The 14,875-nt window shown below is 47.7% G+C and carries 12 protein-coding genes; 8 read left to right on the top strand and 4 right to left on the bottom strand.

Translation table 11 applies throughout. The features are described 5' to 3' along the window. The first annotated feature begins 109 nt into the window (after window positions 1-109). Genes ACDC99_RS05900 through ACDC99_RS05890 form a run of 3 tightly spaced genes read left to right on the top strand, consistent with a single transcriptional unit; the run spans window position 110 to window position 5,528 of the window. Window positions 110-1,279: an efflux RND transporter periplasmic adaptor subunit gene (locus tag ACDC99_RS05900; RefSeq protein WP_082027861.1), complete on the top strand. Its 1,170-nt coding sequence runs from the start codon at window positions 110-112 to the stop codon at window positions 1,277-1,279. A gap of 33 nt (window positions 1,280-1,312) precedes the next feature. Continuing rightward, window positions 1,313-4,378, top strand: coding sequence for an efflux RND transporter permease subunit (locus tag ACDC99_RS05895; RefSeq protein ID WP_370756169.1), 3,066 nt, complete (start codon window positions 1,313-1,315; stop codon window positions 4,376-4,378). Then, window positions 4,353-5,528: a TolC family protein gene (locus ACDC99_RS05890; RefSeq protein WP_370756167.1), complete on the top strand. Its 1,176-nt coding sequence runs from the start codon at window positions 4,353-4,355 to the stop codon at window positions 5,526-5,528. The genes ACDC99_RS05895 and ACDC99_RS05890 overlap by 26 nt, the downstream gene beginning before the upstream one ends. Window positions 5,529-5,639: 111 nt before the next feature. On the opposite strand, the gene ACDC99_RS05885 is transcribed toward ACDC99_RS05890, so the two are convergent. Continuing rightward, window positions 5,640-6,398 carry an SDR family NAD(P)-dependent oxidoreductase gene (locus ACDC99_RS05885; protein ID WP_287072419.1) on the bottom strand — a complete coding sequence of 253 codons (759 nt, stop codon included), beginning with the start codon at window positions 6,396-6,398 and terminating at the stop codon, window positions 5,640-5,642. Window positions 6,399-6,708: 310 nt separating this feature from the next. On the opposite strand from ACDC99_RS05885, the gene ACDC99_RS05880 reads away from it, so the two are divergent. Beyond that, on the top strand, window positions 6,709-7,377 hold the full coding sequence (locus ACDC99_RS05880; protein WP_370756165.1) for a phosphoribosylanthranilate isomerase: 669 nt from the start codon (window positions 6,709-6,711) through the stop codon (window positions 7,375-7,377). Between the two features lie 25 nt (window positions 7,378-7,402). Next, entirely contained in the window at window positions 7,403-7,966 is a 564-nt protein-coding gene (locus ACDC99_RS05875; RefSeq protein ID WP_042517242.1) for an anthranilate synthase component II, read from the top strand. Window positions 7,967-8,006: 40 nt separating this feature from the next. Here the strand turns inward: ACDC99_RS05875 and ACDC99_RS05870 are convergent, their stop codons facing one another. The 3 genes from ACDC99_RS05870 to fabD form a co-directional block, all read right to left on the bottom strand. Continuing rightward, window positions 8,007-8,474 carry an alanyl-tRNA editing protein gene (locus ACDC99_RS05870; protein ID WP_370756163.1) on the bottom strand — a complete coding sequence of 156 codons (468 nt, stop codon included), beginning with the start codon at window positions 8,472-8,474 and terminating at the stop codon, window positions 8,007-8,009. An 18-nt stretch (window positions 8,475-8,492) separates the two neighbouring features. Further along, window positions 8,493-10,169 (bottom strand): alpha-amylase family protein, encoded by a 1,677-nt coding sequence (locus ACDC99_RS05865; RefSeq protein WP_370756161.1) that lies wholly within the window; start codon window positions 10,167-10,169, stop codon window positions 8,493-8,495. Window positions 10,170-10,286: 117 nt separating this feature from the next. Beyond that, entirely contained in the window at window positions 10,287-11,174 is an 888-nt protein-coding gene (fabD, locus tag ACDC99_RS05860) for an ACP S-malonyltransferase (RefSeq protein WP_022316201.1), read from the bottom strand. 471 nt (window positions 11,175-11,645) lie between these two features. Between fabD and ACDC99_RS05855 the strand changes: the two genes are divergently transcribed. From ACDC99_RS05855 to ffh, 3 genes are all read left to right on the top strand, one after another. Then, complete coding sequence (locus tag ACDC99_RS05855; RefSeq protein ID WP_022316202.1) at window positions 11,646-12,284, top strand: HAD family hydrolase; 639 nt, start codon at window positions 11,646-11,648, stop codon at window positions 12,282-12,284. A 184-nt stretch (window positions 12,285-12,468) separates the two neighbouring features. After that, window positions 12,469-13,245: a hypothetical protein gene (locus tag ACDC99_RS05850; protein WP_370756159.1), complete on the top strand. Its 777-nt coding sequence runs from the start codon at window positions 12,469-12,471 to the stop codon at window positions 13,243-13,245. Between the two features lie 219 nt (window positions 13,246-13,464). Beyond that, a complete protein-coding gene (gene ffh, locus ACDC99_RS05845) occupies window positions 13,465-14,832 on the top strand; it encodes a signal recognition particle protein (RefSeq protein ID WP_022316204.1) in 1,368 nt (455 codons plus the stop codon). The last annotated feature ends 43 nt before the right edge of the window (window positions 14,833-14,875 follow it).

Here is a 14,875-nt window from a genome sequence, read left to right as displayed (position 1 = left end):
TATCATTCATCTTTGGAAATCCGCTTTTGCAATCGGGTTGCAATACTGTTGTGGTATATTTGCATCCAAATAAATGAAAACCGAAAAAAATAAAGAATCAAGAATTATGCTGAAGAAAAGCTTTTACTGTTTATCGCTGTTCATTCTCGCTCTTGGTATGGCTGCCTGTGGCAGCAAAAACCACGATCATGACCATGAAGAAGAGACGGAGCAGCATGCCGGCGAAGACGCCCATGACCATGACCACGATGGTGACGTGATTTTGCTGACTCCAGAAAAGGCAAAAGCTGCCGGAGTGCAGGTTGAAACAATTATGCCTGGAACCTTTCATGGCGTTATCCATACCAGCGGTAAAGTGTTGTCTGCATCGTGCGACGAGACCACTGTCGTTGCCACAATCAGTGGCCGTGTGGCAAACAAGAATCATGTGAGTGAAGGATTGAAGGTAGCCAATGGTGCGGCCTTGTTCTCAATCACGTCAGCAGGAATGCAGGTTGCCGACGGCGATCCCGTGCAGCGTGCACGTATCGACTACGAGCGTGCAGAGCGTGACTACACCCGTGCGCGAATCCTTATAAAAGATAAGATAATAAGCGATAAAGACCTCGCTGTGGCGAAGGCAGAATATGAGGCTGCAAAACTGACATATACAAGCATGCAGAAAACACGCAGTGCTGGCGGCGTAGTAGTCACCGCACCTCGCGGAGGCTTCATCAAACAGTGTCTGGTAAACGGCGGCGACTATGTTGAGGCTGGCCAGCCGCTTGCCATTATAACCCAGAACCAGCACCTCTATCTCCGCGCAGAAATCCCAGAGCGCGAGTTCAAGGAACTGAACAAGATAAAGTGTGCGAAATTCCGTACCAGCTACAGTGACCGCCTTTATGACATCACTGATATGGGCGGACACATACAGTCGTATGGACGTTCGGCAGAGGTAAACAACTCCTACATTCCAGTCATATTCGAATTCAACAATACAGGCGATGTTGTTCAGGGTTCCTACGCTGAAATATTCCTCATCACCCAAGACCGACCTAACGTGATGACCCTGCCGCTCACTGCCATAACGGAAGAGCAGGGCGTGCATTACATCTATATCCAGGTGGACAAGGAGGGATATCGCAAGCAGGAGGTGACACTCGGCGAGAACGATGGCGACAGGGTGGAAATCCTCAGCGGACTGAAGAAAGGCGACAGGGTGGTGACCAAGGGAGCCATACAGGTGAAGCTCGCTTCGGCCTCTAACGCTATCCCTGCCCACAACCATAATCATTAAAGAAAATCCTACGTAACAGACAGATTATAAATTATGCTGAACAAGATTATCAGGTTCTCGCTTGAGAACAGAATACTCGTTCTTGTGGCGGCAGTTCTGCTTGTCATCGCAGGGCTGTATTCTACAAGCAAGACCGAAGTTGACGTCTTTCCCGACCTCAATGCCCCAACCGTTGTCATAATGACAGAAGCGGGAGGTATGGCAGCAGAGGAGGTGGAACAGCTCGTCACCTTTCCTATAGAAACGGCAGTGAACGGCAGCACCGGAGTGCGCCGGGTGAGGTCGCAGTCAACCCATGGCTTCTCTGTAGTCTGGGTAGAGTTCGACTGGGGCACAGATATATATCTTGCACGCCAGATAGTCAGCGAGAAACTCGCAGCCGTTGGCGAACAGATGCCAGAAGGTGTCAGTGCGCCAGTGCTCGGACCGCAGTCGTCTATTCTTGGCGAGGTGCTCATCGTGAGTCTTACCAGCGACAAGGCGTCGCTTCAGGATCTGCGCACCTATGCCGACTGGGTAATCCGTCCGCAGCTGCTCTCAACGGGTGGCGTGGCACAGGTAAGCGTGCACGGAGGTGACATCAAAGAATACCAGATACTCATCAGTCCCGGCAAGATGAAGCATTTCGGTGTGTCGCTCTCCGAAGTTATGGCCAGCACACGCGGCATGAACACCAACACCAATGGTGGTGTCCGCTATAAATACGGCAACGAATATATCATCCGCGGCATCACCTCTACCAACGATATCGACAAGATCGGTGCCTGCATCGTGAAGAAAAACGGCGAGAGCGTGATAACACTTGCCGATGTCGCAGACATCAAGGTCGGCAACCAGTCGCCCAAACTCGGTGTGGCAAGCGAGAAAGCACGTCCGGCAGTATTGCTCACTGTGACAAAACAGCCGGATACCAGTACGCTGAAACTCACCGAACAACTGAACAATGCGCTCGACGAACTGAAGACCAACCTTCCGGCAGATGTACATATCTCAACCGATATCTTCCGTCAGGCAGATTTCATCGACAGCAGTATCGACAACGTGCAGAAGTCGCTCATCGAGGGAGCCATATTCGTGGTCATCGTGCTGATGATATTTCTTGCCAATGTCCGTACTACGGTGATTTCACTTGTCACAATCCCAATTTCATTCCTCGTGGCAATGATAGTGCTTAACGTTCTTGGCATAAGCATAAACACCATGACCCTTGGCGGTTTGGCAATTGCCATCGGTTCGCTTGTGGATGATGCCATAGTGGATGTGGAGAACGTGTATAAACATATACGGCAGAACCGCGAACTGCCGGAGGCAGAGCGCATACCGATAATAGAACTCGTATACAACGCCTCACGTGAGGTGCGTATGCCGATTCTCAATTCCACACTTATCATTATCGTCAGCTTTGCCCCGCTGTTCTTCCTCAGCGGTATGGAGGGCAGGATGCTCATTCCTCTTGGCATAGCTTTCGTCACGGCTTTGTTCGCTTCCACACTCGTAGCTCTCACGCTCACACCGGTGCTCTGCAGCTATATGCTGAACAAAAGCAATGGTGAGATGCCGAAGGAGGCTTTCGTGGCGGTGTGGCTGAAGAAATACTACCGTAAGGCTTTGCTCTGGGTGCTCGACCATACCCGCACCGTCATAATTTCCTCTGCGTCATTGCTTGTCTTGGCTTTAGTGATATTCCTCTCGCTTGGCAGCAGTTTCCTGCCAAAATTCAATGAGGGATCATTCACCATAAACATATCCTCGCTACCCGGCATTTCCCTGGAGGAGAGCGATTCCATAGGAGCGCGGGCGGAAAGGCTTCTGCTGCAGGTGCCGGAGATTCAGACCGTGGCGAGGAAAACAGGACGTGCAGAACTTGACGAGCATGCTCTCGGTGTGAACGTAAGTGAGATAGAAGCACCATTCAAGCTCGACGGCCGTAGTCATGAGGAGGTACTCGATGATGTGCGCCATCGCCTCTCCGTATTGGCGGGCGCAAACATAGAGATAGGCCAGCCGATATCCCATCGTATCGACGCCATGCTCTCAGGTACGCAGGCAAGCATCGCCATAAAACTCTTTGGAACAGACCTCAACAAGATGTTCACCATCGGCAATCAGATAAAGAAGGCTTGCAAGGACATCGACGGAATCGCCGACCTGAATGTGGAACAGCAGATAGAGCGTCCGGAACTGAAAATCATTCCGCGCCGCGAACTCCTCTTGCGCAACGGTATCACGTTGCCCGAATTCAACGAGTTCATCTCTGTTAACCTTGCCGGTGAAACTGTTTCTCAGGTGTATGAGGCTGGCAGGGCCTTCAACCTCGTGGTGAAAGGCGGCGACTACGATGAGATAAGCGACCTCATCATAGACGCGCCAGACGGACGCAAGGTGCCGTTGTCTGACGTGGCAGACATCGTGTCGAGTGCCGGACCGAACACCATCAACCGTGAGAACGTGCAGCGCAAGATAGTAATATCTGCCAACACCAGCGGCAGGGCATTGAGCGACGTCGTAGCTGATATCAAGAAAGCAGTGGGCGAAGAGGTGAAATTGCCAGAAGGCTATCGCATAGAATACGGTGGACAGTTTGAGAGCCAGGAGAGTGCAAGCAGAGTGCTTTATCTCACTTGTACCATCGCCATTGCAATAATTTTCCTGCTGCTCTTCATGCAGTTCCGCAATGCCAAGGAAGCAGGCGTTATTCTTATGAATCTGCCTCTTGCACTCATCGGAGGTATATTTGCTCTGGTGATTACTACAGGAGAAGTGAGCATACCGGCAATCATCGGATTCATCTCCCTCTTTGGTATCGCCACACGAAACGGAATGCTCCTCGTGACAGAATACAAGCGTCTGCGCACAGAAGAAGGCGCTACAGTAAGGGAGGCTATAGTGAACGGTTCGCTGTCTCGATTGAATCCTATATTGATGACGGCTCTCACTTCGGCTCTTGCCCTCGTGCCACTCGCCCTTGGTGGAGACCTGCCGGGAAATGAGATACAGTCGCCTATGGCAAAGGTAATTCTCGGAGGATTGATTAGTTCAACATTACTTAACGCATTTATAATTCCGGTAATATATGAAAAGATTTCTAATCGCCGTTAGTTTCGTACTTATGGCTTTCACAGCCTCGGCAGACAACAGCGTTGACGATGTGCTGAAGCAGATAGCCCAGAATAATCTCACTCTGAGAGCTCTGCAACACGATAACGAGGCTGACGTACTCGACATAAAGGCTGAAAATTCCCTCGACGGACTGTCGGTGGAATACAGTCCGTTCTTCAGAAGCGGATATTCGGGTGTGGCGGAGAGCGAACTCGTGGTGAGCCAGGAGATACAGTTTCCTACCAAGTATGCCGACCGCAACAAACAGGCGAAGATGCAGAAGTCGGTGGGAGGCAAGATGTATGAAAAGAACCGTCGCGACATACTGCTCGAAGCAGAACAGTTGTGTATCGACGTGATACGTTTGAACAAGACCCTGGCAATGCTCGACCAGCGTCTGAAGAACAGCGAAACCCTGCATCAGATGTACGACAAACGTATGGCGGCAGGAGATGCAAATATCCTTGAGGTAAACAAGGTGAAGCTCGACTGCATGGAGGTGCAGACCATGGTAAGCGAGGCGCAGAACGAACGGATGCTCCTGCTACAGCAGCTGCAACAGCTGAATGGCGGAAAGCCCGTGACAATTGACAGTGAGAAGTTTCCTGAATTCCAGCCGATAAAGGACTTTGAGTACTACAAGGCTCTTTATCTTGCCAGCGATGCCGATATACAAATGGCTGAGACGATGCTGAAATCTGCTGATATGAATGTGAAAATGCAGAAAAGAGGGTGGTTGCCTAACATCTCTTTTGGCTATCGTCGCAACACGGAGCAGAAAGAAGGTGTGAACGGCCTTATGGTAGGAGTCAGCTTTCCGCTCTATAGCAACAGCAAGAGAATCAAGGCAGCCCGGGAGCGACGGCAGAGTGCAGAGCTGCAAGTGGAGCAGGCACGTAAGGATGCTGAATCGCAGTTGCAGTCTGGCTATCAACAGCTTGTCGGCTTGCAGCAGGTGCTTGACCATAGTGATGTCAAGATGATGCAGGAGTCTATAGTACTATTCTCCAAAGCTCTCCAGCATGGAGAAATCAATGCTTTGGATTATTACACAGAGGTAAACAGCATCTACGAGAAGCTCCAGCGCCATATCGACATTCATTGTCAGAGCGCAAAACTGCATGCAGTGCTGCATAAGAACGAATTGTAAGAGATTTGAAATTGAAAATAATAGGGGCAAGAATCTGTCAGGTGATTCTTGCCCCTTGACCATTGGTTCTTATTTGTCCAGACTTTTCCCTGATGATAGGATAGGGATTTGTTATTTTTCCCTGTGCACTACGCTTCCGCTTGCCTGGTGTGTGGCAAGTATGAGCACTTCGGCAATCTGCACGTGCTTCGGAGCCGATGCTGCATAGAAGGCTACATCGGCGATGTCGGCACCAGTGAGCGGTTTGATTCCCTTGTATACATTGTCGGCACGCTCGTTGTCGCCATGGAAGCGCACCTTGCTGAAGTTCGTTTCCACGAGTCCCGGCTTGAGGTTCGTCACTCGCACAGCAGTGTCGGCTACGTCGATACGCAGTCCGTCAGACAGAGCCTTCACGGCTGCCTTTGTGGCACAGTATACGTTTCCTCCGGCGTAGGCGGCATCGCCTGCCACGCTACCGATGTTTATCACGTTGCCCTCGTTGCGTTCCACCATACCCGGCACCACAAGGCGCGTCATCGTGAGCAGTCCCTTCACGTTGGTGTCGATCATCGCGTCCCATTCTTCTGGCTTGGCTTCATATTCCTTGTCGAGGCCAAGGGCGAGTCCGGCATTGTTTATCAGCACGTTGATTTTCTTCCATTCCTCATCGAGCGAGTCTATCGCCTTTTTTGCAGCAGCCGTATCGCGTACATCGAATGCCAAGGTCTTCACCTCCGTGCCCCTGGCTTCCAGTTCGGCTTTGATTTCAGCCAGTTTCTCCTCGCGGCGTGCCGTGAGAATCAAGTCATAACCGCCTTCGGCAAACTTTCTTGCACAGGCTTCTCCAATGCCGCTTGTGGCTCCTGTGATAAGTGCAATCTTTTTCATCTTGATTTTTTTTTATTTATTATTGTAAGTCATTGTTGTCGTATCCGCAGTGATAATCCCAATTTTTGCAAATTTAATGTATTTCTCGTAAATAAGCTTTCTATAAGCGGGCTTTTCGTGTTTTTTGAGTGAATTTTTTCCTGTTTACCTCACAGTAATTTGATGGAAAAGAATGGAGATTGAAAATAAAACATTACCTTTGTCTGCCGTTTCCATGAAAGGAATGGAAAAATGACATGTGGGCTGTTTGTCGTCAACTCGCATTCAGACAGCTTCTATAGGATAATTCTTTTTTTTTAATCACCAGCTTATGATGATAAAAGTATGCGGAATGCGCGATCCGGAGAATATTCGCGATGTGGGGAAACTGGGCATCGACATGATGGGATTTAATTTCTGTAAAGATGATCCGCGTCATGTCGGCATGATAGCGTCTTTGGCTGCCATTATTCCCGATTATGCAGACAGGAGACTCATCGCCGAAAACAATTCACCACGGCGTGTGGGAGTCTTTGCCGACGACATGCCGCAGAACATCGTCACTGCTGTATATAATTACAAGCTCGATTGTGTTCAACTTCAAGGCAGCGAGTCGCCAGTAATGATAGACAACCTTCGCCGGACTCTTGATCCTGATATTTGCAAAGGTGTCAGAATTTTCAAGACACTGAATGTGGCGAATATAGATGATTTGAAATCAAGCAGACAATATTCAGCTCATGCCGACATGTTGGTCTTCAATATGAAAAACGATGATACGGAGGGGGTAAGGTCGCATTCCGACTTTGAGTTGCTTGATGAATACGATGGTGGTTTGCCATTCCTTGTAGGAGGAATAGTGACGGAGGATTTGGACGGCATAAAGGCTGTTTCCAATCCTTGTTTTGCAGGTGTAGACCTGAACGAAGGATTTGAGACGAAGCCTGGCATCAAAGATACCTCAAAACTTAAAGATTTCATCTCCTTATTGAGAAAATGATTTGAAGACAAAAATCAGGGAGAATATGAGAATCGCTATAATTGACAATTACGACAGCTTTACATATAACCTTGCACATCTCGTGAAGGCCATCGGTGTTGATGTTGACGTGTTGCGCAATGACTGTTTCGAACTCCACAGTCTGGCGGAATACGACAAGCTTTTGCTCAGTCCCGGTCCCGGCATACCGTCAGAGGCAGGGCTTCTTCTTGATGTGATAAGAGAATATGCCGGCAGGTTGCCAATCCTGGGAATTTGTCTGGGCCACCAGGCTATAGCCGAAGTCTTTGGAGCAAAGATTGAGAATCTGTCGCATGTCTATCATGGTGTGGCTACGCCATGTGATATTATAGCAGATGATAGTCTGTTTGATGGCCTGCCAAGACGTATCGAGGTGGGACGTTATCATAGTTGGGTGGTCAGCAGAGAAGGCTTTCCTGAGTGTCTTGAGATTACATCTGTGAGCGATGACGGAAAGATAATGTCCTTCCGTCACCGTCATTATGCAGTGCATGGAATACAATTCCATCCAGAGAGTGTGTTGACACCGGATGGAAAGAGAATCATCGGGAACTGGTTGGGAGAATGATGCTGTTTGGTTGCATCCTTTGCAGTTGTCCCGCCAATCCTTATTCCGCCACAATCTTGAATCTTACTCTGAACGAATGCTTCATCTCGTCCCAGTTGGTGCCGAGCAGCACGAACTTTCCTATTTGTGCAGTAGAACGCACATGCTTTCCGATACAAGGACATGCGTCGTAGTCGCCGATGCGCACGATACGCAGGGTTTCCGATGCGTCGTCGGGCAGTCTGTCAAGCTGTACATTGTCGGGAACATGGTCTCTGTCCACATATTCGAAAGTCACTGGCAGGTCTTCGGCTATCAGCTCGTTCATCCTGCGTTCTATTTCCTTTTCCTCGTTGCGGTCGGGCTTGTGGTCAAGGATATAACTGATTTTGCTTTTCTTTCGCTCTATATGAGCGTTTCGTGATCGTTCACATCCGAACATCCTCATCATCGTCTGGTTGAGAAGATGTTCGGCGGTATGAGCCGGCGGAAACTCCTCTTTGTTGTGTGTATTCAGTTCGTAGTCCATAGATTATTATTGTTTGATTCATTTTGATATCTTTATCACTCTGCCGCTCCATGCCTCCACTGAAAGATTCAGAGGGTCGGTGTCAGAAAGGGTGATGGTGATTTTCTCTCCGTTCAGCAGGTCGGTTCCTTCCATTATTCCTTTCTTCAGGTTGAGATAGTTGAATGCGTGTTGCGGAATGTTTACCTTGCAGTCGCTGCTCTCGTCGCTGAAGTTGGCAAGTACTATCATCAAATCGTCTTCGTTGCTTCTTAAGAAAACGTATTGCCTGTCTGCATTGAAGTCTGCAGATGTTGGGTTTACATACATGAGGTCGAAGAACTTGCCTTCTGTTACGGCATTCTCGCTGGTCGCAATGTTTAGCACCTTCTTGTATGTGGCTTCGATTGATTTTTCCTCTTTTGTCAGTTGTCTTCTGCTTGAATATCCGTGTATCAGCGAGTCGACAGACCAGTAGTCGAATATTGTCGTTCTTCCGTCTCTTCCGCTGAATCCCTCTTCGTCCATTCCTCTCTCTCCATATTCCTGTCCGGCATAAAGCATGAATGGGTTGGTTCTCATAAGTGCGCTTGTCATGAGAGCCGGTATGCCTTTCCTGGCGTCTCCGGCAAAGAAGTCGCTTGCTATTCGCTGCTCGTCATGGTTTTCCAGAAAATAGAGCATGTGGTCAGCGATGTCGTCATTCGTTTGCCACTGTCTCGTGATATCAGTGGCGCTCCTGTGGCCGCATACCACGTCACGCAAGCTGTCATACATTCCCACCTTGTCGTATAGATAGTCAAAACCGGCATTTATATATTCTCTGTATCTGCCGGGATTGTATACCTCGCCAATGAATTTCACGTTGTGATGTTTTTTCCTCACTTCCGTCGTGACCCATTGCCAGAAAGCTGACGGCACCATTTCTGCCATGTCGCATCTGAATGCGTCTACTCCTTTTCCTGCCCAGAATAGCAGTATGTCGAGCATCTTCTTCCAAGTGTCTGGAGTGGGGGAGAAGTGTGTGGATACTCCGCCGGCATCGCAGTAGTCCACGCCGTAGTTCAGCTTCACCGTCTCATACCAGTCGTTCCTGCCCGGTCTGTTTCCGAAGCAGTCGTTGCCTGTGGCTTTGGCTGGGAATTCCTCGTATGGTAGTTCTTCACCATGATAGAGATCGATGTCGGCTGCAAAACTCTGTTCCGGGCAGTAGTAGAAATTGTTTTGCGGAGAGAATTGCATTCCTGTATTGTCGTTCTCACCGAAGTCGGCAATGCCTTTTGGTTTTGCTGTCGATTTGTATTGTCGTGCCACGTGGTTGGGCACAAAGTCTATTATCATCTTCAGACCTGCTTTGTGTGTGCGCTTTACGAGAGATTCGAATTCGTTCATTCGCTTTTCTACGTTAGTCGCCAGGTCTGGGTCGATGTCGTAGTAATCGGTTATGGCATACGGGCTTCCCGCATTTCCTTTCACCACAGCCGGATGTTGCCGTGGTATTCCGTATCGGGTATAGTCTGTTGTTGTGGCGTGTCGTATCACTCCTGTATACCATACGTGTGTGGCGCCAAGCTCCTTTATTCTGCGCAACACAGCTGGAGTGAATGCGTTGAGTTTACCGCATCCGTTGTCCGTCAGCGTACCGTTGTGTTTCCTTGTTGTATTCGTGTTTCCGAACAGTCTTGTGAAGATTTGGTAGATTATAGCTTTTTCCATAAGTTTTCCGTTTTATGCAAATTTACATATTATTTTCAAATTATCGCCAGAAGTAGGTACAAAAAAGAGCCATAGGTGAAAAACCTATGACTCCTTATGCTGTTTAAGAGGTTGTTCTTACTGTATTCCGTGAGCGGCTACAGTCTTGTCGATACGGCCGATCATACCCTGAAGAGCTTTGCCAGGACCACATTCTGTGAAGTCGTCTGCTCCGTCAGCGATCATGTTCTTTACACACTCTGTCCAGCGTACAGAGCTTGTGAGCTGTGCGATGAGGTTCTTCTTGATGTCGGTAGGGTCAGTATGAGGCTTGCCGTCAACGTTCTGGTATACCGGACACTTAGGAGCGTGGATTTCGGTCTTCTCGATAGCTGCTTCAAGCTCATCCTTGGCTGGCTGCATGAGTGGAGAGTGGAAAGCACCACCCACCTTCAGCGGCAGGGCACGCTTTGCTCCGGCTGCCTTCAGTTTCTCGCATGCCTCGTTGATAGCCTCGATGTTTCCTGAGATAACGAGCTGGCCTGGGCAGTTGTAGTTTGCAGGCACTACCACGCAACCAGGCTTGCTTACTTCAGCACAGATTTCTTCGATCTTGTCATCGGCCAGACCTACGATTGCTGCCATTGTCGATGGAGCTGCCTCACATGCCTTCTGCATAGCCATGGCACGGGCGTAAACAAGTTTCAGACCATCTTCGAAGCTCAGCGCTCCAGCTGCTACGAGAGCAGAAAACTCTCCGAGAGAGTGACCTGCAACCATTGATGGCTGGAAAGCGTCGCCCATGCAGAGTGCGCTGATTACGCTGTGGAGGAATACTGCAGGCTGAGTAACCTTGGTCTGCTTCAGTTCCTCGTCTGTTCCGTTGAACATGATGTCGGTGATGCTATAACCGAGAATCTCGTTAGCCTTATCGAAAAGTTCTTTTGCCAATGGATTGTTTTCGTAGAGGTCCTTGCCCATACCTACGAACTGTGCTCCCTGTCCGGGAAATACAAATGCTTTCATTTTTATCTATATGTTTGTTTATAATTAAGCGCTGCAAAGTTACAAGTTTTTTGTCGGATAACAGGCATTTAGTAAACAAAAACGTGCATAATTAGTCTAAAATACCTTTTTCTTGGTAGATTATTGCTGGTTTAACTCGTTGGTGGAATTAATTTAGTGCACACATTAATCCTAATGTCGGTTTGTTATTAAATGGGCACGCTGCTTTCCCAACTGTGGTACGCTGCTTGTCCCGGATGGGCAGAATTGCTGTCAGACAAATGCCCAAAAAGTTCATTTTGTAATTCCAACCATCATGTCGTACTTTTGTTTCATTCTTGTTATGGAGCGTATAATAATCATGCTTGTCTTTGTCGTTTCATATATTTGTAATACTTTTGCATCCTGCAATCATACCTTTGCCGGTACGTGTTCAGGTATATTTTAAAAGCTGGAAAGATATATTATAGCAATCATTAATTCATTATTAAAATGAGAGAATACAAGACCTACGTTTTTGATTTGGACGGTACGCTGCTAAATACCATCAATGATTTGGCGGCAAGTGTTAACTTCGCATTGAAAGAATATGGAATGTCGCAGCATACGGTTGATGAAGTGAGAAACTTCGTAGGTAATGGAGTGAAGAAACTTATGGAGCGGGCTGTTCCCGATGGACTCGACAACCCATTGTTCGAGGATGCTTATGCCACATTCAAAAAACATTACTTGGAGCATGGACTCGACACAACAAAGCCATATCCGGGTATCGTGGATCTTCTTCGCGAACTGAAAAAGAGAGGAAAGAATATTGCAGTGGTGAGCAATAAATTCTATGATGCCACAGGTGAACTCGTGCGGCATTTCTTTGGAGAATATGTTAAGGTAGCAATCGGTGAGAGGGAGAATATAAGAAAGAAGCCAGCTCCGGACACCGTGCTCGAAGCCTTCCGTCTGCTTGGTGTAGACAAAGAGGAAGCTGTATATATAGGTGACAGTGATGTTGATGTGAACACAGCAAAAAATGTCGGCATTCCATGCATCAGTGTTTTGTGGGGATTCCGTGACAAAGAATTCTTGATAGAGAATGGGGCTACGACATTTGTGGAAACTCCGCAGGAAATATTGTAGTTTCTCATTGACTTGTATTTGTCAACTGGTAGGCATTCTCTTCTTGGGCGATTCCTCTTGTGCGATTTGAGTGGCCGTCCGGCTTGACTTCAAATTTCTTTCAGTTCATCTACTTATATATAATAAAGGTGAAAAAAGTTTTAGTCATTTGGTGGAAAGACGATAATAGATTACTTTTGTCTGTATGAAAAAAATATTGTTTCTGATATTTTCCGCTATCCTTGCCTTGCCTTCGATAGTAATGGCTCAGGAGAATCTTGATGATATGAAGCAGGTGAAACCTAAGGATGTTTTGCAGGCAGATTCATTGGCAAGTCTTGAGATGAACAAAGACTGTATTCTCCCTCCATCGGTAGGGCCGCAGCCATACGCTCGCACAGAATATCTCGACAGAGGCAGACAGAATGCGGATACGTTGAATTTGCCGACTCTCAATATGAAAGGACAAGTGCCGCTCATGACTTATCCTTATGATGGGTGGTGGGGGGTCAACAACTGGACTCTCCATAAAGGTCTCAACGTGAATCTCGGTGCTTCCGTATTCGCAGCCTTTGGCAAAGGAGCCCCCAAGGGAGCAGGCTTCGCACAGGATTTGTCTATGATGTATGCTCTGCCGTTGACCAAACGGCTCACTCTTGCCATTGGCGGATGGGTGAGCAATGCATATTGGGCACACGACAGGTTTACAGATGCCGGTGTCAGCGCAGTTCTCGGATATAAATTTGATGAGCACTGGGAGGCATATGTCTATGGCAGAAAAAGCCTTGTAAACAAACCAATCCCATATCGCTTTTGTACGATGGACGACCTCGGTGACCGTATAGGCGCTGCCGTGAAGTATAATTTCAGTCCGAGTTTCAGCGTTCAGGTGTCTGTTTCTATGGGACAACGGGACTACAGAAATCCATATGGTGGAATGTTCGGTTCAGAACCGGATATGGGATTTGGAGGCATGAGGTGATTTGACTTGTAGTGTGTAGTTTACATTTTAGTGGATTTCACGTGTTTAATCGCAATTTTGTAAATGTGGCAAGGCCTGATTTCCTTTGCTAAAGCATTTTTTATAGTCAAAGTGTTTAAAATATTTTAAATACATCCTCAGTTCCTTTTGTTTCTAAACCATATTTCTTATATTTGCAAAAGAAAATTAAAAGAAGAACGAAATATTATATAGAAATTTATGTTTGAGAATCTAAGTGACAGACTTGAGCGTTCCTTCAAGATACTGAAAGGAGAGGGAAAGATTACAGAGATTAACGTTGCAGAAACGCTCAAAGATGTACGTAGGGCATTGACGGAAGCGGATGTCAATTATAAGGTTGCCAAGACTTTTGTTGACACCGTAAAGAAGAAGGCGATGGGTATGAATGTGCTCACTGCCGTAAAACCAGGACAACTTATGGTGAAGCTCGTTCACGACGAGCTTGCTGAACTTATGGGTGGTGATGCTGCCGAGCTGAAGCTTCAGGGCAGACCGTCTATCATCCTGATGTCTGGTCTTCAAGGTTCCGGTAAGACAACTTTCAGTGGAAAGCTTGCCAATATGCTCAAGAAGAAACAACACAAGAATCCGTTGCTCGTGGCGTGCGACGTTTATCGTCCTGCCGCTATTCAGCAGCTCAAGGTCGTTGCAGAGCAGATCGGTGTTCCTGTGTATTCAGAAGATGGAAACAAGAATGTCGTAGAGATTGCCAACAATGCCATAAAGGAGGCTAAGGCAAAGAGCTACGATGTCGTTATTATAGATACCGCCGGTCGTCTCGCCGTTGATGAAGAGATGATGGACGAGATAGAAAGACTGAAGAATGCCGTCAATCCCGACGAGACACTCTTCGTTGTTGACTCCATGACCGGTCAGGATGCCGTGAATACGGCAAAGACATTCAATGACCGTCTTGATTTTGACGGTGTCGTTCTGACAAAGCTCGATGGTGATACACGCGGTGGTGCGGCATTGAGTATCAGAACGGTTGTGACAAAGCCTATCAAGTTTGTCGGAACTGGTGAGAAGATGGAGGCAATCGATGTTTTCCATCCGTCACGTATGGCTGACCGTATCCTCGGAATGGGAGATATCGTCAGCTTGGTTGAGCGTGCTCAAGAGCAGTTTGATGAAGAGGAGGCAAAACGTCTGCAGAAGAAGATTCAGAAAAACAAGTTCGACTTCAACGATTTCCTCGGACAGATTCAGCAGATCAAGAAGATGGGTAATCTGAAAGACTTGGCTTCGATGATTCCGGGTGTGGGAAAAGCAATCAAGGATGTGGACATCGATGACAATGCTTTCAAGGGTATCGAGGCGATAATCCTCAGTATGACTCCAAAGGAGCGCACTAATCCGGAACTCCTGAATACGAGTCGCCGCCAGCGCATCGCCAAGGGATCCGGTACGAATATCCAGGACGTGAACCGTCTGATAAAGCAGTTCGACCAGACTCGCAAGATGATGAAGATGGTGACTGGCTCGAAGATGACACAGATGATGAACGCCATGAAGCACATGAAGGGCGGAATGCCAGGAATGCCGGGTGGTATGCCTAAGATGTGATAGGCAGGAGTTTTAATTAAGAAATTACAAAACTTACATATAA

Origin of the sequence: Prevotella pectinovora (genome assembly GCF_041323955.1) — a bacterium.
GTDB classification, from domain to species: domain Bacteria; phylum Bacteroidota; class Bacteroidia; order Bacteroidales; family Bacteroidaceae; genus Prevotella; species Prevotella pectinovora.
Note: the sequence above shows the minus strand (reverse complement) of the source record. Positions and strands in the feature narration are given on the sequence as shown.